Consider the following 23278-nt stretch of genomic DNA (forward strand, 5'->3'; position numbering starts at 1 on the left):
GTGACGGGCTAGCCCTGATTTTCTGAGAATTGTAACCGGCAAGATGCCGGTTCCACATTCGATGCCTGTTCCATGTTCGATTCCCATTCCATGGCAGGAAACGGGCAAGATGCCGGTTCCACATTCGATGCCCATTCTACATTCGATGCCCGTTCCATGGCATTTGGGAACGGGCAAGATGCCCATTCTACATTCGATGCCTGTTTGACCCAATGGGTGAAGCAGCAATAATTAGATGCATCCTGAAGTAGAGAGCGATCGCATCTGAAGCATCCTTTACAGATAGAGTAAAAAATAGAGTAAAAAAATACTTTCGCCGGCATGGTGGGCAGTGGCTGATCAGCTTTTCACGCTTGGTTGCCAAGACGCGCGATTATTGCCACTGCCCACCCTACGATAATTAGTTCCTGTCTGGTGGGCAGTGGCTGATAATGAGCTTCACGGCTGCTGGCCAATTTCAGGCAACAGCCACTGCCCACCCTACGATTAATTTCCCGATTCCCGATTGATTCCCGATTCCCGATTCCCGATTCCCGATTCCCCACTCCCGACTCCCCACTCCCCATTCCCCACGTAACAAAACGTAAAAAAAAAGGCATTGACAGAGGGTGAGCCAAATCAATAAGCTAAACCACAGAAAGTTTAATTCTATGGAGATGAAACCATGCCCAAGAAAAAACTTACCCCCAAACAGACCGCTCCTGTTTCTCGTAACGGGGTGGCAAGGCAAAATGAGGAGTCAGTCTCCGAGTCTCTCTCCCAGTACTGTGTGGCCCAGATTAATAATGGCTATTGGGTTATGCCTTTTGCAGGGGACGACGCGGAGTAGTCCCCTTAATATACAACCATCTGATCAAAACGTCAAAACCCCTTGTTAGTCCCGGATGGGGCAGGATTTGCGCGGGGTTTATTGGCGAGCTACCTGTGCCGCGTTCCTCGTTTTCGGTTAGCTAGCACGGGGGGCGTGCTTGGCGGGCAGAAGTCCTGCCAGAAGGTTGAGTCGCACTCGAAACTGAGGGCTGACGGTCGAGAAGCTTGCTACCCCAGTGGCATTGTGGAGCAAGCTTCTTTGTGACTACTCCTACATCAAATCAAAGATTATGATGTAGGCGCGCTCTTACTCACGAATGAGACTTACTGTTCCTCGGCGGAAGCCGACGCGGGGCGCGTTCGATATCCTGTATCGATTTACCACAGCCATTGAGCGGCAGTCCAACCGCCATCAATCTATTATACCAAAACCAAGAGACCCCGTCAGGTAATTCCCCTCCCGCGCTTCATGCGCGGGTATAACGGGAGACCCCTTACCTGTTTAGTTGGGTTTATATCTTTGGCAAAAGCCTTTAGATGAGAGAAGGCATCAATAGGAGTGAGGTGGGCATCCTGCCTGCAGGGAATATTGATAACCGGCAAGATAAGATGCAGGTTCCACCAAGATACAGGTTCCACCAACATATTTTACCAAGATTCCGGTTCCACCCACTGGGTCAAACAGCAATAATTAGATGCACCCTGAAGTAAAGCGCGAACGCGCCCCGCGTGGCCTACGGCCAATCGCTCAAGCGCGGAAGCTGAGGCCGTAGGCCACGCTTTGCGAACGCTTCATCGCATCTGAAGCATGGTTTACAGATAGAGTAAAAAATAGAGTAAAAAAATACTTCCGCCTCGGGTGGGCAGTGGCTGATCAGCTCTTCACGCTTGGTTGCCAATTTCGGTAACTTGCCACTGCCCACCCTACGATTATTGCTATCATTGTAAGATGCCCAAAAAAATAAGAGAATTAAAACAAATGTTGCAGAAAGCAGGATTTACCCTCTTGCCTAAGCGAGGAAAAGGTAGTCATTATTATTGGGTGCATCCACTGATAAAAAATCCTGTAGTTTTGTCTGGTAAAGATAGTAAAGACGCCAAACCTTATCAATAAAAAGATGTGATAGCCGTAGTCAAACAAGGGTCGCAGTTAGAACAGGGGGATGAATCATGAAATATAGTATTTTAATTCAATGGTCAGAGGAAGATAACTCTTATGTCGCTAGTTTACCGGAATGGGGTAAATATGCTAGGACACAGGGTGAAACCTATGAGGAAGCTCTTGAGAATGCTAAGGAAGTTTTAGAGGATTTGGTGTACGCCTATGGGCAAGTTAATAAAGAGTTACCAACTCCACAGATACTACAGTTAGCTTAGAAAATCGATGCGATCGCATCTGAAGCATGCTTTACAGATAGAGTAAAAAAAGTAGTTCCGGCTGGTGGGCAGTGGCTGATCATATATTCACGGCTGTTTACCAATTCCCTTGCTAGCCACTGCCCACCCTACGATTAATCTCCCGATTCCCGATTCCCGATTCCCGACTCCCTACTTTATTGGTTAAAATAAACGTTATGAATACTGAGTTAGCCTTATGGAAAGTTGTTATTAGTCTGCCTGAACATCTCAAGAGGGAACTATTGCATTATGCAGACTATTTACGATCAAACTATCCAAATAATACACAATCTGATCAGGAAAAGATAGGAACGGCTCACGGTTATGGGAGTTGGGCAGGTCAAATCATTATGTCAGATGATTGTGATGAACCATTAGAATATTTGGCGGAATATATGTAATATCATCTCCGGTTGAATACTTATACTAGGCGCAAAAGCAAGGCAGAAGGCAGAAGGCAGAAGTAAAAGAATAAGGTTTCAAGGTATAAAGTTTTTTATAACTAATTATCCGAATCTGATATAAGATGAAAGCTCTTCTCGATACTCATGCTTTTCTTGGGTATTTACTAGGTGATACCCGTCTAGCGATTAAAGCGAATAGTATTATTGATACCAAAGCTCACACTACACATTCTAATAAAACTCCCCATCTCCCCGACTCCCGACTCCCGACTCCCGATTCCCGACTCCCGATTACCCTTTTTGTTGAGCGACTAACTTAAAAGTCTCAACAATTTCTGTAATGATAGCAATCTGTTTTGGACTTAGACCACTCACATCGATTACTTTATTTTCCATCACAAGTTTACTCGTTCGTTTACGTAATAGTATTTTGATAGCAAAGGGAACAGGTAACAGCGGATCTGGGAACACCTAGGACTTTGTACCTCACCACATTGAAAACCGCTATACTAATATAGTATCAATGTAAATACTAAACTAGTTTATGTTAACCCTTGATCAAATTGAAACAGCTATTCGACAATTACCAAACAGCGAGATTCGAGAGCTGGCAGCCCGCTTACAGAAATATTTAGATGATTTAGATCATAAGTGGGACCAGCAGCTAGAATCTGACCTAAGCTCTGGAAAGCTAGACAGCCTTATTGCCAGAGCAGAAGCAGATATTGCTACCAATCAAGTTAAGGAGCTTAATGAAATCCTTTACGACACCTGATTTTTGGAAAACTTACGCCATACTTCCCACCTCAGTTAAGGAGCAAGCACGAAAAGCTTACCAAATCTGGCAGCAAAATCCCTTTCACCCATCATTGCACTTCAAGAAAGTCGGCAACAATCTTTGGTCAGCGCGTATCACTCGTAACTACCGGGCTTTAGCTATCAAGAAAGGTAACGATTATTACTGGATTTGGATTGGCACACATGATCAATATCAAACTCTTCTTAATTAGGCTGTTCCATCACCCCATCTCCCCATCTCTAAAAAAAGTAGTTCCAGCGGCTGGTGGGCAGTGGCTGATCATATATTCACCGCTGTTTACCAATTCCGTTGCTAGCCACTGCCCACCCTACCATTCTCCCCATCACCCCATCACCCCATCTCCCCATCTCCCCACTTGCCACTGCCCACCCTACGATTCTTGACTGGAAGCGATCGCATCTGAAGCATGCATGACAGATAAAGTAAAAAATAAAGTAAAAAAAGTAGTTCCAGCTGAAAATGGAAGCGATCGCATCTGGTAATGCATGACACAGAGAGTAAAAAAAGTTCCTGTCTGGTGGGCAGTGGCTGATGATAGCTTCATGGCTGCTAGCCAATTTCAGGCAACAGCCACTGCCCACCCTACGATTCGGCACCCCATCTCCCCATCTGAAAATGGAAGCGATCGCATCTGGTAATGCATGACACAGAGAGTAAAAAAAGTTCCTGTCTGGTGGGCAGTGGCTGATGATAGTTTCACGGCTGCTAGCCAATTTCAGGCAACAGCCACTGCCCACCCTACGCTTCTGCTGCCGATTCCCGATTCCCGATTCCCCACTCCCGATTCCCAACTCCCGACTCCCGATTCCCGATTCCCGTTCCCCTCCTGGGAGGGGTTAGGGGTGGGTTCCGATTCCCGACTCCCGATTCCCGATTCCCGATTCCCGATTCCCCAAAGCCAGTGACCACCACCTACTCCCCCCAAATTATTTATCAGTGGCTCGAAAACTTTGATGCTGCTGCTTCCTTAGAATACGATGACTATACCTGCCCCAGCATTGCTTGCTAGCCACTGGCAAGGTGCCAGCCCTCTAGGGGAACTGCTGGGTTTAGCGGCAGTGGAAAATGATGAAATGGTGGGCTTGCTGGTAGCAGAACTGCGCAAAGACCCCAAAACCGACACCACTAGTGGGGTCATTCTTTCCCTGTTCGTCCACCCCGAAAACCGGCGACAGGGGGTTGGCAGCGGGTTAATCACCCATCTGGAAGCCCACGTCCGGGAACTGGGTTGTACCCAAATGGAGCTATCCTACCAAGCCACAGAACTCACCACCGTTGCCTTGGAACCCTTGCTAGAAAGATTGGGATGGGAAACTCCTAAAATTTCCCTAATTTTGGCAAAGGTTGATAGGGAACATATTGCCCAAGCCCCCTGGGTCCACCACTATCGTTTCCCCAAAGATTTCACCCTGTTTCCTTGGGCAGAGCTAACCCCAGCCCAGGAGGAACCGATTCACGAACGGCAAAAGCAAAAGGTTTGGTATCCTGAATCCTTGTCTCCGTTTCTGGAACCCTCAAAACTAGAACCCCTCAACAGTTTGGGTTTGCTCTATCAAGGAGACGTGGTGGGTTGGATGGTGAACCACCGGGTTGGCCCCGATACTATCCGCTATACCTCGATGTTTGTAGCGCGACGGTTCCAACGGCGTGGCCGTGGTGCCATGCTGGTTGCAGAGTCTATCATGGCTCAACTCCATAGCGATATTCCTTACTATACCTGTGCGGTGGGGGAGAGTAACCAACCCATGCTTCAATTCGTGGATCGTCGCCTTAAACCTTACTTGACGTCATTGACTGAAGCGTATCGGAGTCTTAAGAAATTAGGGAGTAGGGAGTAGGGAGTAGGGAGTAGGGAATCGGGAATCGGGAGTCGGGAGTCGGGAATCGGGAAAAAGAATTCTTACAATTGATTTAGGATTGCTATTATCCAAGAAAGTAGTAGGGTGTGTTAGCCGATAGGCGTAACGCACCGGGCTTTTGTGTTAGCCGATAGGCGTAACGCACCGGGCTTTTGTGTTAGCCGATAGGCGTAACGCACCGGGCTTTTGTGTTAGCCGATAGGCGTAACGCACCGGGCTTTTGTGTTAGCCGATAGGCGTAACGCACCGGGCTTTTGTGTTAGCCGATAGGCGTAACGCACCGCATTTGTTCGTTAGTATTAGCCGATAGGCGTAACGCACCGCACTTTGCTGGTGAAATATGATGCTAGAAGTAACCCATAAATTTAAAAGTTTTGACGAGTATTTATTATACAATAATAACTCAGAAAAATTCTATGAGTTATTTAATGGTGAGTTAATTGAAATGCCTCCAGAGTCGGGATTTAATGTTGAAATTGCTACGTTTTTATTGATTAGGTTTGCTTTACTTTTAGGTCATCGTAGAGTCCGGGGGCAAGGATTAGAGTTAGAAGTTAGAGGTGAACCGAAAAACCGTTATCCTGATTTGACGATTATCCGAGAAGAGCATATTCAAAAATTATCAAAGCGTAATACCATTCGCCTGTCGATGTCACCGCCTTTATTAGTGGTTGAAGTGGTTAGCCCCGGAGAATTACAACGAGAGCGAGACTATATTGCGAAAAGAATCCAATATCAGGATTGTGGCATTCCTGAATACTGGATTGTGGACCCGGAAAGTCAAAGTATCTTGGTATTAGAATTGAAGGGAAATACTTATACAGAAGTGGGTAGCTTTTCGGGTGATGATTTAGTCTTATCTTCTGGTTTTAAAGATATTAATTTAAAAGTTGACGAATTTTTTAATAAAATTTAAAAAAATATGATACTACAAATTAACAAAATTTTTCAAAGCTTTGACGAGTATTTATTATACAATGATAACTCAGAAAAATTCTATGAGTTATTTAATGGAGAGTTAATCGAAATGCCTCCAGAGTCGGGATTAAATGTTCAAATTGCTAATCGTATTTTTCTGATTTTTGCGTTGATGCTCGGAACAGACAGAGTCAGAGGGCAAGGATTAGAGTTAGAAGTTAGAGGTGAACCGAAAAACCGTTATCCTGATTTGACGATTATCCGAGAAGAGCATATTCAACAATTATCAAAGCGTAATACCATTCGCCTGTCGATGTCACCGCCTTTATTAGTGGTTGAAGTGGTTAGCCCCGGAGAATTACAACGAGAGCGAGACTATATTGCGAAAAGAATCCAATATCAGGATTGTGGCATTCCTGAATACTGGATTGTGGACCCGGAAAGTCAAAGTATCTTGGTATTAGAATTGAAGGGAAATACTTATACAGAAGTGGGTAGCTTTTCGGGTGATGATTTAGTCTTATCTTCTGGATTTAAGGATATTAATTTGAAAGTGTCTGGAGTGTTTGATCTAGAAAAGTAAGTTATATTTTTGGTAAGCAATCAGCCGTCAGCCGTCAGCCGTCAGCCATGCGGTTAGCGTGGCCACAAGCCACTGATAGCTGATTAGCTGATAGCTGATAGCTGATAGCTGATAGCTGATAGCTGATAGCTGATAGCTGATAACTAATAGCTGAATACTTATGATTTTTAGGAACAATTGACTATGAGTATTATGAATTTAAAAAATCTCTACGAAATTGATGATGCCCAATGGCTAGAAGAAACCATTAAGCTTCTGAAAAATAAAGACTTTAATCAACTAGATTGGGATAACTTGATTGAGGAGTTAGAGGATTTGGGCAGAGAGAAGAAAAATGCTGTAGCTAGCCTTTTAGAACAAGTAATCCGTCATTTATTATTACTGCACTATTGGACAACTGAATCTGACTATAATGCAGTTCACTGGCAAGGTGAAATCTATAATTTCCGAATTCAGCTCAAACGAAAGCTGACTACTAATCTCCGTAATTATCTAAATGATGAACTAAGTTCTATTTATAACGATGCCTTAGGATTTGTGAAGATAAAAACTCAGAATTCCGTAACTTTTCCTTCAGAATGTCCCTACGGTCTTGACCAATTACTGGATATCGAATGGTTGCCGAAGGAATAAAGCAGTTTTGAATAGTCGGGAATCGGGAGTCGGGAATCGGGAGTCGGGAATACGGATTAGAATTTAGAATTTAGAATTTAGAATTTAGAATTTAGAATTGGGAATCGGGAATTGGGAATCGGGAATCGGAAATCGGGAATCGGGAGTCGGGATTCTACTTAAGCTACAAGCAAAACGCTATAATTGGCTAATCAGACTTTTATCAGCAATAAAATTCTCCCCATCACCCCATCTCCCCACTTCCCCATCACCCCATCTCCCCATCACCCCATCTCCCCATCACCCCATCTCCCCATCTCCCCATCACCCCATCTCCCTATCTCTTTACCGATTCCCGATTCCCGATTCCCGATTCCCTAAACACTAACTATCTCTTTTTTAGTCAAACACATAGCTACTCCTTTTTCATAGTAGGCAACTTCATTAATAAATACTGGCCAAACGGTGGCTTCTTCTTCATAGTAAATTGTGGTGCCATCGAAGCTAATAAACATGGGGTCACCAGGATTGAGTTCTTGATAATCTCTGCCCTGGAGATCAGGATGAATCATGGCTTCTAGTTGACCAGCTTTATTTCTGGGATAGTCAACTACTTTTAAATGGTGATAAAGGGTGAGAGGATAAATGTTTGATAATAGTTTACCGTTATTATAGTCTTCAATATAATCTAAGGTGGCGTGAATTAAGGCTTCAGTTTTATGAAAAATATCCCCCTTGAGACTAGCGGGTGCAATGGGACCGACTTCAATAGAACAGCCGAAGTTACATAGGGAGTTTACAAAGGTATTTTCTTTACCTGGTTTAATGGCACTATAAACTCTAACTAAGGGGTCAAGGGAACTCAGATAAGCAGCGAGTTGTAAATTAAACGGGTCGTTGTTGACGATAATTATAGTAAACCCCATATTAGCACTGGTATTGTGCAAATCTAGAATAAAATCTACGTTGGAATTCCCTTTTGGCCCTAGGGTTTTAGCCATCTCTTTGGCTCTGGTTTGTTCATAAAAAGAAAGCTCACCATTTTCCAAGTCACTTTTAGCAAAGCAGCGGTTTAAGTCTGTATCAACATATCTCCTGGCAGCTTGAAAAGCTTGGGGATTACCGATCAGTGTCAAGGTTTCAAAACTAGGTCTAGTGATTAATTCTGGAAATTTATAAAATTTTTTGACCAGGTATACACCTGTAAATTCATTGCCGTGGGTTCCTCCTACAATGGCGACTTTGTTAATGGTTTTAAGGTTGTTTGCTTGAGAATTACTCATGGATGGTTGGTATAGCAAAGGGAACAGGGAACAGGGAACAGGGAATCGGGAATCGGGAATCGGGAATCGGGAATCGGGAGGGTGGGGAGTGTGGGAAGTGTGGGAAGTGTGGGAAGTGTGGGAAGTGTGGGGGAGATGGGGAGGGTGGGCAGATGGGGAGATGGGGAGATGCTACATTCAATTGTCTTACCCCGACTCCCGACTCCCTCGGTGCGCTTTCCGTAGGCGAATTAAATTCGCCACGGGTCGCACCGCTCCCTACTCCCTACTCCCTACTCCCTACTCCCTACTCCCTACTGAGAGTAATCTTGACATCCTATGCTAGGAAAACGCAAACATCTTATTGTGATCAGAAAAGTCCCATTACTAAATTTATGCTTGCAAGTACTACCCATGCCCTGAAAGAATGGGCTGTTGCGGTTGATGCCTTAGAAGCGGGCAAAACGATTATGCTGTTGCGCAAAGGGGGTATTCGTGAACAGGGCAACTGCTTCAGCGTAGCTCACCACAAGGTTTTACTCTACCCTACCTATGAGCATCAAAAGCCTAATTTGCTTAAAGCTGACTATGTTGGACAAGTGAAACCTGTGCCCTCAGGTTGGCATCCGGAAACGGTTCGGATTGGTAGCTGGGCGTCTATTACTGATATTTTGCCGGTAACGGAGCAATCTACTGTTGCTGCTCTGCTACCCTATCATATTTGGAATGAAGAATTTGTGAGTGAGCGTTGGAAGTGGAAGCCACGTCAACCTTTATATGTACTGCTTTTGCGTACTTATCAGTTACCTGAGCCTGTGATCACTCCCTACCACCAAGAGTACGGAGGCTGTCGTTCATGGATTGATTTAGTTGAACCGATTTATTACGAGGGAGTTGTACCAGTTTGGAATGATGCGGAGTATACCGAACAAGTTAGAGAAATTCGTAGTCTGATCCAGGATTGATACTTTCTCTTTCTGCGATGATGTTACCCTAGCGCGTCAGGCAGCTAGAGCTGGTTTCTCAGTTGGTTTCCTCGATGGGTCTAAGTTAATTCAGGTACGGATGTACGAAGGGTTTAGAGAGACTTGGGCAGAATGGGGACGCTCCCTGGATTTAAAAGATGCTACCTCTTGGACTCAACTGGGGCAAGACCTTTGGTTGCTCTTATCTGTTCAAGGTCTTCCCATACCACTTTCTGTGCTGTTACTCGCCTGTTTAGCTGGGGGATATATTTCTATTCCTTTACTAGCAGCGACGGGTTTAAATCTGTTCTTGGTGTTGATCAGGTTGGCTCTGCTCTGGGCAATTTATCCTTGCTACCATCGTCTAGAACACTTTTCCCCTGCTGCTTTGTTATTCTGGTTATCTCCTCTGGCCGATCCGTTGGCTGTAGTTCGCATTTTCCTTTCTGCTGGCCAACAACCGACTCAGTGGCGAGGAAGAGTTTATCCGGCGAATAGTTGAAATTACCTGAGGGGGAAACCACCCTAATTGCTTCCCCGATTCCCCCCAGTGCGTGCAAGGCCATAAGTGGATAACCTCGATAACAACTTAATAGCTCTGTCCGATCTGATACCCTTCTAGGTAAACTGGACTGTCGCTAGCTTCGGCTTCTCTTTGGAGACCGGCTAGGAGTCCTTGATTAAATAAAACGTATTCGATTGTGTCTGGGCTATAGCAATTGTATTGATAAACTAGGGTGGATACAGAGTATGCTAGATGATCGAAATTCCTAGACATAATGGATTTGCCTCCAATGGATAGATTGATAGAGCTGCGCTTTTAGGGGTAATAATGTTGTAAGTTGCAGCTATGCTTAAAGAGTAATACGGGGAATAGATCCGGGACATTACCCACGTGGGTGATTTTATTCTGGCTAAGGAATTGGCAAGGTAAGGCACGGTTTGCCGTAGTAAGCAGTCAGCGGTCAGCGGTCAGCAGTCAGCGGTCAGCGGTCAGCTTCAAATAAACCTCATTTGGGAGAATTTAAAGGTGCGCTTGACCCATTAAGAATTAAATTCGCCACGGGTCGCACCTAATAGTTCGAGATTTTATCGAATTCAAAGTCTCGGTAGTAAGCATTCAGCCGTCAGCTGATAGCTGATAGCACCATCTGTAGCACCTCAAGTACTGTGGCACAGGCTTCGACGCTGGGACGTAACCCATAAGCTGATAGCTGATAGCTCAGAGCTGATAGCTGATAGCTGAATTCTTAGGCAAAGTAAGCTAGCCAAATCGCTCTGTGGCAGTATCAAATCAAGAATGCGATGCTCGGTACGAGCCGCTACGGGATTGACCTGTGGTCACGCTACGCGATGATCGGTACAAGCCGCTACGCGATGCTCGGTACGAGCCGCTACGCGATCGCAAAAATCCAAAGGAAGCGAATCTAGCGTTTATCATAGCTATGAGGTACACAGATTTTTTTCCTTATTCCCTATTACCTGCTCCCTGGTCCCTGGTCCCTGGTCCCTAAAACAAATTTGTACCTCATTAGTTTGATAAGTGCTATAAGTCTAGCTATTGATAGCAATACTCTATAAAATTATCTCTGTGCCGTTTGTGCCAGAGTGATATGCCCACTAATTCCTCTACCTCCTTTTCCCCAGAAGAGATTGCTGCTGAAGGGTTAACCCCTTCTGAATATGAAGAAATTGTCCAGCGCCTAGGGCGTCATCCCAATAAAGCTGAACTGGGAATGTTCGGTGTGATGTGGTCGGAACATTGCTGCTACAAGAACTCCCGTCCTCTACTGAAGCAATTTCCCACAGAAGGAAAACGTATTCTAGTCGGTCCTGGGGAAAATGCTGGTGTTGTAGACTTGGGTGATGGGTTACAACTGGCATTTAAAATCGAATCCCACAATCACCCCTCAGCGGTAGAACCGTTTCAAGGAGCTGCTACCGGAGTAGGGGGGATTCTACGGGATATTTTTACCATGGGAGCTCGCCCGATTGCGGTCTTGAACTCTCTGCGCTTTGGGACTTTGGATAATGCCAACACTAGACGATTGTTTAATGGGGTAGTAGCAGGAATCAGTCACTATGGCAATTGCGTGGGTGTCCCTACAGTAGGGGGTGAAGTTTACTTTGACCGGGCATACACTGGTAATCCCTTGGTCAATGTCATGGCCTTGGGACTGATGGAAACTCCAGAAATTGTTACCTCTGGAGCCTCTGGGGTTGGAAATCCTGTGCTCTATGTCGGGTCCACTACCGGTAGAGATGGGATGGGAGGCGCAAGTTTTGCTAGTGCCGAACTTACAGATCAATCCCTAGATGACCGTCCAGCGGTGCAAGTGGGGGACCCATTTCTAGAAAAGTCTTTGATTGAAGCCTGTCTTGAGGCATTTCAAACCGGTGCGGTAGTAGCTGCTCAAGATATGGGAGCCGCTGGGATAACCTGTTCTACCTCAGAAATGGCAGCTAAAGGGGGTTTGGGTATTGAGTTCGATTTAGACCTGGTGCCAGCGCGAGAAACCGGTATGGTGCCTTATGAATACCTGCTGTCGGAATCCCAAGAACGAATGCTGTTTGTTGCCCACAAGGGTCGAGAACAGGAACTGATAGATATTTTCCACCGTTGGGGACTCCATGCTGTGGTTGCAGGTAAGGTAATCGAAGAACCTTTAGTCAGGATTTTGTTCCAAGGAGAGGTAGCAGCAGAAATCCCAGCTACTGCTCTAGCAGATAATACTCCAATTTATCAGCGGGAGCTATTGACAGAACCACCAGACTATGCATTGAAGGCTTGGGAATGGGATGGGGAATCCCTCCCTCCCTGTAATGTTACAGGTATTGACATTAACGGCAAACATCACACTTGGAATGACATCCTAGGTCAACTCCTAGATACTCCAAGTATTGCGTCGAAACGTTGGGTTTATCGCCAGTACGACCACCAAGTCCAAAATAATACCTTAATTCTGCCAGGAAACGCTGATGCTGCCGTGATTCGGTTACGCCCTTTACAAGAGTTGAACGTTGAAAGGTTGAATGTTGAACAAGAGTTGAAAGTTGAAAGGTTGAAGGTTGAACAAGAGTTGAATGTTGAAAGGTTGAATGTTGTTCGCGTAGCGTGGCCGAAAGGCCAAGGTTCAACCGAAACCAACCTTCAACCTACTAACCTTCAACCTTCAACCAACCTTCAACCTGCTAACCTTCAACCTTCAACCAACCTTCAACCTGCTAACCTTCAACCTTCAACCAACCTTCAACCTGCTAACCTTCAACCTACTAACCTTCGACCTGTAACCTCTAATGCTGGTGTGGCGGCAACGGTGGATTGTAATTCCCGTTATGTTTATCTTGACCCCTATGAAGGGGCAAAGGCTGTGGTAGCAGAAGCAGCACGGAATCTCAGCTGTGTGGGTGCAGAACCTTTGGCAGTAACCGATAATCTCAATTTTGGTTCTCCAGAAAAGCCTGTGGGTTACTGGCAACTGGCCTCTGCTTGTGCAGGTATAGCAGAGGCTTGCCGGGAAATGGACACTCCTGTGACTGGGGGGAATGTTTCCTTGTATAACGAAACGATTGATAGTGACGGGAATCCTCAGTCGATTTACCCGACGCCAGTGGTGGGGATGGTGGGATTAGTTGCTGATATTACTAAAACCTGTGGTCAAGGTTGGCAAGCTGAAGGGGATTTAATCTATTTATTAGGATTGGGGACTAAATACTGGGAAAATAGTCAATCCCAAATTAAATCCCAAATTACATTAGGTGCTTCGGAGTATCTGGCAACTATTCATGGCATGGTTGCGGGCAAGCCACCAGTAGTAGATTTTGATTTAGAGCGTCGTGTCCAAACGGTAACGCGAGAGGGTATCGGTCAAGGTTGGGTAAATTCTGCTCATGACTGTGCTGAAGGGGGATTAGTGGTGGCTTTGGCTGAATCCTGCATAGCAGGTAAGTTGGGGGCAGACATTACTCTAGGCTATAGCTCCGAGTCGTTAGACCTGCGCTGGGATCAGGTGCTATTTGGTGAAGGGGGGAGTCGGATTCTGGTTTCTGTGAGTCCTCAACACCAAACAAATTGGGAATCCTATCTACAGCAACAGTTGGGAGATGACGGATATTGGCAACAACTGGGTGTTGTTCAAGGGGAAAATGCTGGTTTACGAGTACTGGTGGGCAATGGTCAGTGTGTGATTGAGGTGACAGTTCAGGAAATGTGTGATGGTTGGGAGAATGGGATTGAAAGGCGTTTGAGGGTTTAGGAGGGAATCGGGAATCGGGAATCGGGAATCGGGAATCGGGAATCGGGAATCGGGAATCGGGAATCGGGAACAGGGAAACAATCTTGTGTACCTTATTATTATGAGAACCGGTTTAGGGATTTTCCTTTGGAACCGCTTTGCGATCGCGTCTGCAACGTTTTTTAAAAATGTTAAACAGGAATTGGCTGGATAGGGATTGGCTGACAAGGGCTTTGCTAAGATAGCATAATTCAGTTTTCTGATACTCAATGACCAATCCAAGAGCCGATTACGATAATCCCTGGAAAGAAGCGCTTTCCATCTATTTTGAATCCTTCATGGCATTCTTTTTTCCCGAGATTGACCGTAACATTGACTGGGAAAGAGGCTATGAATTTCTTGATACAGAATTCCAACAGGTGGCTCGAGATGCAGAAATTGGCAGCAGGGAAGCCGATAAACTGGTCAAAGTTTGGCGACAAGACGGTGAAGAAACGTGGGTACTGATTCATGTGGAAGTACAGAGTCAGGCTCAGTCAGTCTTTGCCGAAAGGATGTACGTCTACAACTATCGCATCTTTGATATGTATCGACGGAAGGTAGTCAGTTTAGCTGTTCTCGCTGATGATGAAGAGTCTTGGCGACCAAGTGAATACAATTACGAGATTTGGGGTTGTCGAGTTTTATTGCAGTTTCCAGTAGCTAAGCTGTTAGATTATCAGCTGTCTAAACTAGAACAAAGCACTAATCCTTTTGCCGTGATTGTGGCTGCACATCGCACCACTCAGCAAACTGTTCAAAATCCCCAGGAACGGTATCAGGGCAAATTAACCATTGCCAAGAGTCTTTATCAACGAGGGTATAGTAGACAAGATATCCTAGAATTATTCCGGCTCATCGACTGGATGATGACATTACCGGATAGCTTTCAGATTGGGTTTAAACAGCAAGTCAGACGTTTTGAGGAAGAAAGCACAATGCCATATGTTACCAGTATAGAGCGCCTTGCTCGTAAAGAGGGGATAGAAGAAGGCATTCTCCAAACTAGTCGAGAGAGTGTTTTGGAAGTGCTTCAGGTACGATTTGAGGATGTGCCAAGGGAGTTGATTGAGAAAATTAACCAGATTGAGTCGGTCTCTGTCTTGAAAACCTTGCTTCGACAAGGAATTACTATTGCTTCTGTTGAAGAGTTTCAGGGTTGCCTTGACCAATTGCTATCTCTTGAGCAGGAACAGGAGGAACGTTGAATAGTGGTTATAGCATTTGTATCTGGGTTGTCAACACACTAATTCCCGAAAAAGGCAAGAGGCAAAAGGCAAAAGGAACCCACCCCTAACCCCTCCCAGGAGGGGAAACAGATCCGGAGTTTTATTGGACAGTAAAAAAATACCATACAGGTTTACATCTCATTTATAAAAACGCTTATATAGCAGTTCTCAAATAGATGAGGTACGCAAGTTTAGGATTTTATAAAACAGCGGATCTGGGAATAGGGACAAAACCCTGTCTACCTTATTACTATGATAACTGCTGTAGATTCGGAAGTTTAAAGGGGGAGAGGGAGCTTCCAAAAGAACCGCTTTGGGAACGCACATGTTGAAAATCATACCCTGATTCAGCAACGCCTTACCACCTGCTGCTTAACTCGTCCTGACGTTAAATAGATTTGTTGTTGTTTAGTAAATGTTTGCTTGAGCAATTCTCGAATAATTTGAAACCAGAATTATTTGATTTCAAAAATTTGTAATGACAAAAATGTCTGTATTTTTTTACGTCTTGAATTAAATTTAATAGGTAAAGGTAGCGGTGCAGCGCGGTCTTGAGGGTTTCCCCCATGAGCGACTGCACCAAGACATGACTCGGCAATTTTTTCGAGTTTGACATTTGTAGTATCTTGTATAATAATGACTACAAGGTAAAAAAACAAAAACTAAGATTCAGAAAGTAGATTTTTTAGATGTTTTTGATATAATTATGGGATCATTCTCAATTGGTAGATCGTATTGACAAATTATGACCTATCTTTTTTGAGCATAATTCGCTCAATTAAATAGATATCATGGGTTACAGGTCGCTTGTCACCCCTTCAGGTTCTCAATACCAAGCAAGAAATAGATTAAGAGAATAATTTATGCGTCTTTCTAGTACAGATATTCGGTATTTTTTAGATGAAGGCTTACTTAAAATTATTGGAGACTCTCAACATCCATTTAGTCCAAAAGAACAAATTAGACCTGGTTCAGTTGATATTCGCATTTCTAATATATTTTGGAAATTTAATAAAAAAAATATTGAACAGTTAGATATTATTGATTTACATCAAGCTAAAGCAATTCTAAATAATCCAGAGCTAATGTATTTAAAAATTGAATTAAGTGATGGAGAACATCTCGAAATACAACCAGGAGAAATAGTTTTAACTGAAACTTTAGAAAAAATAGAAATGCCACATTGTCTCTCTGGAGCATTAAAGGGGAGAAGTAGTTTTGCAAGATTAGGTATTTCTATACATTGCACAGGAGATTATATTAATCCTGGATATCAGGGGTATATGCCATTACAAATTATTAATCATACTCCAATTCCAGTTAAACTATACTCTTATTTAAGTCTAGCTCAGTTAGTATTTTACTTTTTATATTCAAGACCAGATATTAATTATCAATCTCTACCTGATACTATTTATAATTCTAAGAGATGTAACACTGAAGGCTTATCTTTATGGTTTCGTGACAAAGAAATAGAAAAGCTTAGTACAAGAATTAGCGGAGGAAAGTTTAATAAGCATACAGAAGATAAACTTCAATTATTAATATCACAATCAGAAAAAAGATTAATAAAGCAAATAGAGTCAGAATTCCAAAGAAAAAATATCAAAAAACCAGAGCAAATAGAAAAAGCTTTAGAGTCTTATGAAAATAAGGATATTAGAAGAGACAAAAAAATGAGGTTTGTATTTTGGGTAATAACTTTAGTTACTGGAGCTTTACTAAGTGTTTTTATTCCTGAATTGATAAAAGTCATATCAAATGGTGACACCCAAAATCCTGAATTTTGGGTGTATTTAATATCTTTGGCATTTTGTATATTCATTCTTTGGATAACATTTGATTACAAATATATAGGATTTTAATATAACTAAATTAATGATGAATTGAAGATGAATTGAATATCACAATCAACTTAAATCTCACCTGGAGGGGCGACAAGCGCCCCTCCAGAATTTTTATGTTATATTGGCCTCAATTATTCTCCCTGATTCCCTATTCCCTACTCCCTACTCCCTACTCCCTGCTCCCTGTTCCCTGTTCCCTGTTCCCTGTTCCCTTTGCTATATGGACAATGATATCGTTTTGTTTCTAGCTACTGTTGGTCTACTCATCCTGTATCTAGTATTTTCTGCTCTAACTGAGATGGGTACCAAGTTTCCTTGGAAGAAATAGTTGATGGGTTTTCCCAAGTGGTATAGGAAATAATGTGGGGATCCCTTGTGGTGTAAGAACCCCAGGAGCAACGAAATGGCAAGAGGTGTACCCAGTCTGACAGCAGAGAGCTATAGCGGTTGGCGTCTAGGTTAAGTATAATACCTAATTCTCACTGCTGACTACTGACTACTGACGACTGGTTGTTATTGTTTGTTCTGGTAATTAGGGTGGGTTGCAAACCGCTATACGTTATAGCTTCTCGTTTGGGAGTACCAAACAAAATGGCCTCCCATCCAGGAACGCAATCCATTAATATAGTCTTTGAGACTAGCATCTTCGGCTTCACCGAATGAGGGAAGATGAGACTCTAAGTTAAGAAATGCTTTCATCTCAGCATTGCACATTTGAACCGCTTGTTGAACAGCATCTTGGAAAGAGAGGTTATACTCTTGCTGGAGCACCAATACTATATTGTGAGGATTGCCCTCATCCAATTCTCTATTGACTCCAAGTATGTCATTTGTCCAACCGACATAGTTGCTTGCCATCACGGCCATATTTTGGACATAAATATGTCTCAAGAATTTAGCATTGGTTGGAATATCCTTAGAAATCCAAGTTAAATCCAAGCAGGGATATATGACCAAAGGATAAGGACGTAATTTTACATAGGTAGACAAATCTGGAGTAATATTCTCCAAGCGATTGGTTGCTTCCCATATATATCCTTGGAGTTGCTGGTCTACATCATGAACAAAACGCTCAACCCATTCTTTACTTGTTTTTTGAATTAAGCGTTGGCGAATATCTTGTAAAGCTTGAACAAAATTATTGTCTTGTTGAGTGACCTCAGCACCGTTTAGAACATCCATCAACTGATTATTCATGGCAGATAATTCATTGGGATTGTTCCCTAAATCTGAAGAATCACAGACATCATCATAAGTGAAAACCCACATTGTCCAGTCACTCATTAGATAAAGATCATCAGCAGAGGCATCAGGATTAGTATACCCAACGTACCAAGCTGCTTTCACAGAGCGCAAACCTTGGTACTCTTTTCCTCCCTTTGGAATCAGCCCAAATTTTTTTACCCATTGCAAGGTATGTTTCTCAGCCAACTCAGTATGCTTATTGATTGCTACGTCTATTGGACAATAAAATTCGGGAATGTCTGAACGTCGAATTCGATCCATGGAACATACCTCAGATTAATACCGTAAAAATTTAATAGGAACCCCAAAAGTAATTTCCAGGAGATTTTGGGTTATCACTGCGGAAAAATTCATCTATCAAGGTGAAAAGCTCTTCCTTAGAGATATGTCCATCACTATTCAAATCCAGTTGGCCAAAATTTTCTCTTGCCCAACTAGCATCAACGCCATAGGCACTGACCAAATCTACATACTCTTGCTGACTAATTTCTCCATTTTCATCCTCATCAAGTAAATCAAACAGGACATCACATTGCAAGTGAATAAGCGCTTCATAGGCATCTGATTTAATCAGATTGTCGTAATACTTAAACCATTCCTCAAGGGTGATTTCTGCATCGCTGTTTTGATCAGCCAAACTCAAGTTGTTCCACAGGGACAACAAGATTGAACGCAGATAGGCATATTGCAAAGAATTAGGTTTTAGCCTTCGTAAAGTAGCCAGTTTATTCAAAACCAGACGAAAATCTTCTTCGTTGATAGTTCCACCTGAATCGGCATCGATATTGTTGAATAATGTTGTTAATTTCCTTTGTTGTAATGCGGTTAACATTTAAAACTCACCTTTGATGACACTTTATGGTTTTTGAGTTTAAGATGAGGAACTCATTAGTCTAAACAGTTTCCGTGGAAACCACTTTGTTTGCCTTAGCTTAACATGTAGGCCAGAGGACTGACCGCGCCCGGATTTTTGACTCAGACGACACCTTGCCACTCTTACTTCCCATGATTCTCTGGTCTAGAAAATTAAGGTTTCTCACTACACAGAGAATTCTACTGGATACTTGACATTGGTTACAAGTTAAAAGCCAAGGCATTTTGTCAATACCTCCAAGTATAGAAATTCACCTTGATCATGATTAACGTAAGCATATGCTGATAGCTGACCGCTGACCGCTGACCGCTGACCGCTGACCGCACCTCAAGTAGCACCTCAAGTAGCGCATTAGCTGAAGGCTTACCAAAAAATTTGGGTTTAAAGCCCCGTCCTTATAGGAGACGAAACCTTAGAATAAAGAAGCCTTAATTAATAAGTTTTAACCCTTCTGCTCATAGCCTGCCCCCTTTAAAGGCTTCTTTATTCTTACGGTAACTTCTAGGGACGGCTTTTTTTGAAATTAAGACTTGACGGTTTTCTCGCATCGTGTTAAGATTAAAACCTAAGTAAAAAAACAATTAATGTTCTAGATAAACATGATATTAAAATAAGTAGATGATGTAAAAAATAAGCTAATATATCAGCTTATTGTATAATCAAATTCTTAGATTTGGATATCTACGAAAACATAATATCAATAAAAAGTTTATCTAACTTGTTAACTAGATTAGGTACGGTGGGGTTTGAAGTTACCGTAATCAGAGGGTCGCCTTTATATTTTTAGGGTTATGCAGAATAGGGTACAAGGTTTTGTACTAAGGCGACCCTGTCTTGATGCAGTCGCTCATGGGGGAAACCACCCCAGTTGCTCATGGGGGGAACCCCCAAGACCGCACTGGCTCCCCAAGACCGCGCTGCATCGCTCTGATAAGGTTTCGTTTCCGGCACACCGAAACCTGGGTCATAGACCAAGTACGCTTGGGTCGAATCGACCTCTATTTTTTCTGGCTCCGGCAAGGGATAACAAGTCACCTCGTAGAAGCAAGAATCCCCGTCCTTCCAGGGCGGGGAGTGTCAAGTTCCTAAACTTCCTCGCTTGTTCTGTTCCCGCTCGATTGCTTCAAACAAAGCACGAAAATTCCCTTCTCCAAAGCCCTTGGCCTGAAAGCGGCGCTCAATGATTTCAAAAAAGAAAGTAGGCTTGCCAAAAATGGGCTGGGTGAAGGTTTGAAGTAACAAAGCTTGGGGAAACTCTTGCTGCCAATCTACTAAAATTTCTCTGGTAGCAATTTCTTCCCATTCTGCTGTTGCTAAAGGTAAATTAGAGCCCCCTGGTCTTTGCCGCAACTGGCTGTAGTAGCTGGAAGGAACTTCAATAAACGGCAAACCTCGACAACGGAGTTGAGCGATCGCTTCTACTATATTGCTAGTTCTAAGAGCAATATGCTGGATTCCTGGTCCACCATTGAAATCTAGAAATTCCTGAATCTGGGAATTAGCAGAAGTTGGTTCATTGATGGGCAACTGCACCTCACCAGTGGGATGAACCATGACCTGAGAGTATAAACCAGACTGTTGTGTCTTAATAGAAAATATTTGTTGTGGGCAAAATCCCAGCACTTGTTGATACCAATTTACTGCCCGCTCTAAATCACCAGCAGCTACATTAAGCACCACATGATCAATGGTGGTGAACATGGTCTGAGGATGGTAATTTCCCTGGTTTTCCTCTGTACTGAGGGAGGGTAGCTTACCATAAGCAGTTTTTGTGATCCAGTTTAACTGAGCAGGGAAAAAGGATTGGTCACAGATGCCATCCCGCTCCAGGAGGGTATGAACCAGAGAACCCCACGAGGGGATTTTACTCCACTTTAGCCGTCCCTGTCTTTGCAATTGCTCCTGAGGTGGTTGTACCACTTGGTTTCCTTGAGCGGACGCATTCTCAATCACTGCTTCCAGGTCTTCTACTAGAAAAGCTACGTCAGCCACCCCAGGAGGATGTAGACGCAAAAACTCAGCAATAGGACTTGCTGATGTCAGAGCTGAAGAGATAACAAACGTGATTGAGCCACTTTTGACAACTTCCGTGTAGGTATGGTGACTACTGCCACTAGCGACCCGTTGAAAGCCAATAGTCTGGACTAACCAATCAGAAAAAACTGTAGCATCTCTAACATAGAAATGAACATGATCAATTTTCATGATTGACATCTAGTTAAAGAGCTTGTACTGTTTTTAATTTTGCTATTTTTGGAAAATTATACCAATTTGCCGTCAAATCTATAGCATTTTCCAGGGAACAGGGAACAGGGAGCAGGGAACAGCGGATCTGGGAACAGGGAACAGAGGATTACAGACATTTTACATATCTAAGTGCGTAAGTCCTAGCATTTTCAGATGATCTGACTTTTCTGACTTCCCCCACTCCCCACACCTCCCACACCTCCCACACTCCCCTCTCTTTCCCGATTCCCGATTCCCGATTCCCGATTCCCGATTCCCGATTCTAAATTCCCGATTCCCGATTCCCGATTCCCAACTCCCGACTCCCGACTCCCGACTCCCGACTCCCGATTCTAAATTCTAAATTCTAAATTCTAAATTCGCGCATTCCCGATTCCCGACCACTAAGCACTAATCAGATGGCCGATTTGCTTTGCGATCGCATTTGCTGGTAATACCTCTAAGGAAGACATCTGCATGGTTCCAGCGAGATAGTTGCTCTGATGCTTAGCAACTTGCTGGCTCAAGGGGTCTAGGAGTGTCTCATTGTCACGTAAGGCTTCAGTAAGAGACTCCTGAGTGATGACCAGAATCTCAGTCTCAATGGCAGCAGTGATGGTAACCTTTGGCAAGGGTTTACCTAAGAAAAGAGTCATCTCACCGAAAAAGTCTCCGGCTTGTAACTGTTCCACAGGAAATGGAGGGGAGTACTTGAGGAATTCCTGCCGTTGCTCAAGATCGTGAATCTCTGCTGCTAAGAGTTGGTAAAGCCTGTAGAGAGACGATGTCTGCTGTGCCGCCTCATGGGCTACAGAAAAAGCAGTAGGACCGATGTAGTGAGCTAGCTGATAGGCAAGCCTTTCAATCAGCTGTTGATCTAATGGAGCAGGGGGTTGGGCTTTCGGTCTATGAGTGAATGCTTTGACTGTAGTCTTGCCCAAGGTCATAACCACCTGTTGCTCTACCTCTAGGCAGCCTTTAACGACAATAAACATAGCGTCTTGGGGCAGATTTTTGGTACTCAAGGTTTCACCAGCATCAAATAGTAGAGGTTTGGCACATTCGATCAGGATTTTCTGTGCTCCAAGGCTGAAGTGGCGGAAGAATTCAATGGAGCTGAGGAGTTTGAGGTGCTGCTTGTTGGAGGGGATAATATACCTAGGACTTAATCCTTCACGGCGTAACCCATACCAAACTCGACGTAAGAGTTCGCGATCCGTGTGCAACGGAGCAATGTTGTAGTTTTTAGGAAAGTAGAAAAGTTTGTAAGTGATAAACAGCCCTGGATCTGCCAAGTCATATTCCCACATCCTGACTTGAATCGGTTTGTCAAGGTTTATGTTAGGGTGGGGCTGATTCAGGACTGCTCCATAGGCAGTATCAATGACTTGTTGGGGGGGAGAAGCAGCAGGAACTAAAAATTCCACAGAGCGCATCACTGGTTGTACTGTGGATGTCTTAGTGGGAATCACGGTAAGTAAGTCATCTGACAGTAACCCATTCGGAATATAAGTCATTTCACCAGTACACTGACGTATCCCGATCGAGCGCCAGGTGATCGACTCGATTACGCCCTCTACATCACGGATAATCACTCGGTCACCAATTTGAAACGGTTGGTCAATGCGTAGGGCTACCCCTGAAAAGAAGTTGCCTAAAGTAGACTGTAGAGCAAAGCCGATCAGCGCTGTGATTAATGCTGAGGTGGTAAAGACGGCTGCAATGTTTTCCCCCAGTATTTCTAAGATTAAAATCGAGCAAACTGCATAGAAGAAGAGTGAAATAACCAGCTTGAGCAAGGCTGAGGGTTGTTTACCTTGGGAGCGGGCAAACCAAACATCAACTACCAGAAAGGAAAGAAAATTAACGATTACAATACTACCACAGACCAATACCGTAATTTGTAGGTACTTCACTATCGAGTCTGATACCAGGTCTGGGTTGCTACTCAC

The 23278-nt window shown here is 43.7% G+C and carries 32 protein-coding genes; 22 read left to right on the plus strand and 10 right to left on the minus strand.

What is annotated here, in order from left to right; genetic code table 11:
• Positions 1 to 8: 8 nt before the first annotated feature.
• Positions 9 to 323 (minus strand): hypothetical protein, encoded by a 315-nt coding sequence (locus tag F6J90_RS26370; RefSeq protein WP_293100266.1) that lies wholly within the window; start codon positions 321 to 323, stop codon positions 9 to 11.
• 24 nt (positions 324 to 347) lie between these two features.
• Entirely contained in the window at positions 348 to 599 is a 252-nt protein-coding gene (locus tag F6J90_RS26375) for a hypothetical protein (RefSeq protein ID WP_293100268.1), read from the minus strand.
• A gap of 65 nt (positions 600 to 664) precedes the next feature.
• On the opposite strand from F6J90_RS26375, the gene F6J90_RS43755 reads away from it, so the two are divergent.
• The 7 genes from F6J90_RS43755 to F6J90_RS26405 all read left to right on the plus strand — a co-directional run bounded on the left by F6J90_RS43755 (position 665) and on the right by F6J90_RS26405 (position 3622).
• Positions 665 to 829 carry an anacyclamide/piricyclamide family prenylated cyclic peptide gene (locus F6J90_RS43755; protein WP_366513867.1) on the plus strand — a complete coding sequence of 55 codons (165 nt, stop codon included), beginning with the start codon at positions 665 to 667 and terminating at the stop codon, positions 827 to 829.
• A 930-nt stretch (positions 830 to 1759) separates the two neighbouring features.
• On the plus strand, positions 1760 to 1924 hold the full coding sequence (locus F6J90_RS26380; RefSeq protein ID WP_293100270.1) for a type II toxin-antitoxin system HicA family toxin: 165 nt from the start codon (positions 1760 to 1762) through the stop codon (positions 1922 to 1924).
• A 56-nt stretch (positions 1925 to 1980) separates the two neighbouring features.
• Positions 1981 to 2187 carry a type II toxin-antitoxin system HicB family antitoxin gene (locus F6J90_RS26385; protein WP_293100271.1) on the plus strand — a complete coding sequence of 69 codons (207 nt, stop codon included), beginning with the start codon at positions 1981 to 1983 and terminating at the stop codon, positions 2185 to 2187.
• Between the two features lie 197 nt (positions 2188 to 2384).
• On the plus strand, positions 2385 to 2609 hold the full coding sequence (locus tag F6J90_RS26390) for a DUF2281 domain-containing protein (protein WP_293100274.1): 225 nt from the start codon (positions 2385 to 2387) through the stop codon (positions 2607 to 2609).
• Between the two features lie 125 nt (positions 2610 to 2734).
• The gene (locus F6J90_RS26395) at positions 2735 to 2932 is read left to right on the plus strand and encodes a hypothetical protein (RefSeq protein ID WP_293100277.1); all 198 of its coding nucleotides are present in this window, start codon (positions 2735 to 2737) and stop codon (positions 2930 to 2932) included.
• Positions 2933 to 3156: 224 nt separating this feature from the next.
• On the plus strand, positions 3157 to 3387 hold the full coding sequence (locus tag F6J90_RS26400; RefSeq protein WP_293100280.1) for a hypothetical protein: 231 nt from the start codon (positions 3157 to 3159) through the stop codon (positions 3385 to 3387).
• Positions 3365 to 3622 (plus strand): hypothetical protein, encoded by a 258-nt coding sequence (locus F6J90_RS26405; protein ID WP_293100284.1) that lies wholly within the window; start codon positions 3365 to 3367, stop codon positions 3620 to 3622. The genes F6J90_RS26400 and F6J90_RS26405 overlap by 23 nt, the downstream gene beginning before the upstream one ends.
• Positions 3623 to 3698: 76 nt before the next feature.
• On the opposite strand, the gene F6J90_RS26410 is transcribed toward F6J90_RS26405, so the two are convergent.
• On the minus strand, positions 3699 to 4028 hold the full coding sequence (locus tag F6J90_RS26410) for a hypothetical protein (RefSeq protein WP_293100287.1): 330 nt from the start codon (positions 4026 to 4028) through the stop codon (positions 3699 to 3701).
• A 45-nt stretch (positions 4029 to 4073) separates the two neighbouring features.
• Here F6J90_RS26410 and F6J90_RS26415 point away from each other — a divergent pair, with 45 nt between their 5' ends.
• Entirely contained in the window at positions 4074 to 4337 is a 264-nt protein-coding gene (locus F6J90_RS26415) for a hypothetical protein (RefSeq protein ID WP_293100289.1), read from the plus strand.
• 72 nt (positions 4338 to 4409) lie between these two features.
• Positions 4410 to 5270, plus strand: a complete 861-nt coding sequence (locus F6J90_RS26420; RefSeq protein ID WP_293100292.1) for a GNAT family N-acetyltransferase — start codon at positions 4410 to 4412, stop codon at positions 5268 to 5270.
• Here the strand turns inward: F6J90_RS26420 and F6J90_RS26425 are convergent.
• Positions 5253 to 5402 carry a hypothetical protein gene (locus F6J90_RS26425; RefSeq protein WP_293100294.1) on the minus strand — a complete coding sequence of 50 codons (150 nt, stop codon included), beginning with the start codon at positions 5400 to 5402 and terminating at the stop codon, positions 5253 to 5255. The genes F6J90_RS26420 and F6J90_RS26425 overlap by 18 nt on opposite strands.
• Before the next feature lie 232 nt (positions 5403 to 5634).
• Here F6J90_RS26425 and F6J90_RS26430 point away from each other — a divergent pair, with 232 nt between their 5' ends.
• From F6J90_RS26430 to F6J90_RS26445, 4 genes are all read left to right on the plus strand, one after another.
• Positions 5635 to 6207: a Uma2 family endonuclease gene (locus tag F6J90_RS26430; protein ID WP_293100796.1), complete on the plus strand. Its 573-nt coding sequence runs from the start codon at positions 5635 to 5637 to the stop codon at positions 6205 to 6207.
• 6 nt (positions 6208 to 6213) lie between these two features.
• Positions 6214 to 6792 carry a Uma2 family endonuclease gene (locus F6J90_RS26435; RefSeq protein WP_293100297.1) on the plus strand — a complete coding sequence of 193 codons (579 nt, stop codon included), beginning with the start codon at positions 6214 to 6216 and terminating at the stop codon, positions 6790 to 6792.
• Positions 6793 to 6975: 183 nt separating this feature from the next.
• A complete protein-coding gene (locus F6J90_RS26440) occupies positions 6976 to 7425 on the plus strand; it encodes a DUF29 domain-containing protein (protein ID WP_293100300.1) in 450 nt (149 codons plus the stop codon).
• Between the two features lie 97 nt (positions 7426 to 7522).
• Positions 7523 to 7792 (plus strand): hypothetical protein, encoded by a 270-nt coding sequence (locus tag F6J90_RS26445; RefSeq protein ID WP_293100303.1) that lies wholly within the window; start codon positions 7523 to 7525, stop codon positions 7790 to 7792.
• On the opposite strand, the gene F6J90_RS26450 is transcribed toward F6J90_RS26445, so the two are convergent.
• Positions 7782 to 8687 carry an aspartoacylase gene (locus tag F6J90_RS26450; RefSeq protein WP_293100305.1) on the minus strand — a complete coding sequence of 302 codons (906 nt, stop codon included), beginning with the start codon at positions 8685 to 8687 and terminating at the stop codon, positions 7782 to 7784. The genes F6J90_RS26445 and F6J90_RS26450 overlap by 11 nt on opposite strands.
• On the opposite strand from F6J90_RS26450, the gene F6J90_RS26455 reads away from it, so the two are divergent.
• From F6J90_RS26455 to purL, 5 genes are all read left to right on the plus strand, one after another.
• Positions 8686 to 9012: a hypothetical protein gene (locus F6J90_RS26455; protein ID WP_293100307.1), complete on the plus strand. Its 327-nt coding sequence runs from the start codon at positions 8686 to 8688 to the stop codon at positions 9010 to 9012. The two genes, F6J90_RS26450 and F6J90_RS26455, sit on opposite strands and share 2 nt — an antisense overlap.
• Before the next feature lie 49 nt (positions 9013 to 9061).
• Positions 9062 to 9631, plus strand: a complete 570-nt coding sequence (locus F6J90_RS26460; protein WP_293100799.1) for a DUF1802 family protein — start codon at positions 9062 to 9064, stop codon at positions 9629 to 9631.
• 100 nt (positions 9632 to 9731) lie between these two features.
• A complete protein-coding gene (locus tag F6J90_RS26465) occupies positions 9732 to 10133 on the plus strand; it encodes a hypothetical protein (protein ID WP_366513870.1) in 402 nt (133 codons plus the stop codon).
• Positions 10134 to 10936: 803 nt separating this feature from the next.
• Positions 10937 to 11062: a hypothetical protein gene (locus F6J90_RS26470; protein WP_293100310.1), complete on the plus strand. Its 126-nt coding sequence runs from the start codon at positions 10937 to 10939 to the stop codon at positions 11060 to 11062.
• A 182-nt stretch (positions 11063 to 11244) separates the two neighbouring features.
• The gene (purL, locus tag F6J90_RS26475; RefSeq protein ID WP_293100313.1) at positions 11245 to 13887 is read left to right on the plus strand and encodes a phosphoribosylformylglycinamidine synthase subunit PurL; all 2643 of its coding nucleotides are present in this window, start codon (positions 11245 to 11247) and stop codon (positions 13885 to 13887) included.
• On the opposite strand, the gene F6J90_RS26480 is transcribed toward purL, so the two are convergent.
• Complete coding sequence (locus F6J90_RS26480) at positions 13786 to 14136, minus strand: hypothetical protein (protein ID WP_293100316.1); 351 nt, start codon at positions 14134 to 14136, stop codon at positions 13786 to 13788. The genes purL and F6J90_RS26480 overlap by 102 nt on opposite strands.
• Between F6J90_RS26480 and F6J90_RS26485 the strand changes: the two genes are divergently transcribed.
• From F6J90_RS26485 to F6J90_RS26495, 3 genes are all read left to right on the plus strand, one after another.
• Complete coding sequence (locus tag F6J90_RS26485; protein WP_293100319.1) at positions 14136 to 15113, plus strand: transposase; 978 nt, start codon at positions 14136 to 14138, stop codon at positions 15111 to 15113. The genes F6J90_RS26480 and F6J90_RS26485 overlap by 1 nt on opposite strands.
• Positions 15114 to 15997: 884 nt before the next feature.
• Complete coding sequence (gene dcd, locus F6J90_RS26490; RefSeq protein ID WP_293100322.1) at positions 15998 to 16999, plus strand: dCTP deaminase; 1002 nt, start codon at positions 15998 to 16000, stop codon at positions 16997 to 16999.
• A gap of 103 nt (positions 17000 to 17102) precedes the next feature.
• Entirely contained in the window at positions 17103 to 17309 is a 207-nt protein-coding gene (locus F6J90_RS26495) for a hypothetical protein (protein WP_293100325.1), read from the plus strand.
• 224 nt (positions 17310 to 17533) lie between these two features.
• On the opposite strand, the gene F6J90_RS26500 is transcribed toward F6J90_RS26495, so the two are convergent.
• On the minus strand, positions 17534 to 18487 hold the full coding sequence (locus F6J90_RS26500) for a hypothetical protein (protein ID WP_293100328.1): 954 nt from the start codon (positions 18485 to 18487) through the stop codon (positions 17534 to 17536).
• Between the two features lie 31 nt (positions 18488 to 18518).
• The gene (locus F6J90_RS26505) at positions 18519 to 19058 is read right to left on the minus strand and encodes an EF-hand domain-containing protein (RefSeq protein WP_293100331.1); all 540 of its coding nucleotides are present in this window, start codon (positions 19056 to 19058) and stop codon (positions 18519 to 18521) included.
• Positions 19059 to 19949: 891 nt separating this feature from the next.
• Here F6J90_RS26505 and F6J90_RS26510 point away from each other — a divergent pair.
• Positions 19950 to 20189, plus strand: a complete 240-nt coding sequence (locus F6J90_RS26510) for a hypothetical protein (protein WP_293100333.1) — start codon at positions 19950 to 19952, stop codon at positions 20187 to 20189.
• Here the strand turns inward: F6J90_RS26510 and hppD are convergent.
• Positions 20178 to 21305: a 4-hydroxyphenylpyruvate dioxygenase gene (hppD, locus tag F6J90_RS26515; protein ID WP_293100335.1), complete on the minus strand. Its 1128-nt coding sequence runs from the start codon at positions 21303 to 21305 to the stop codon at positions 20178 to 20180. The two genes, F6J90_RS26510 and hppD, sit on opposite strands and share 12 nt — an antisense overlap.
• Positions 21306 to 21730: 425 nt before the next feature.
• Positions 21731 to 23242, minus strand: coding sequence for a mechanosensitive ion channel domain-containing protein (locus tag F6J90_RS26520; RefSeq protein WP_293100338.1), 1512 nt, complete (start codon positions 23240 to 23242; stop codon positions 21731 to 21733).
• Positions 23243 to 23278 lie beyond the last annotated feature (36 nt).

This window comes from Moorena sp. SIOASIH (assembly GCF_010671925.1).
Taxonomy (GTDB): domain Bacteria; phylum Cyanobacteriota; class Cyanobacteriia; order Cyanobacteriales; family Coleofasciculaceae; genus Moorena.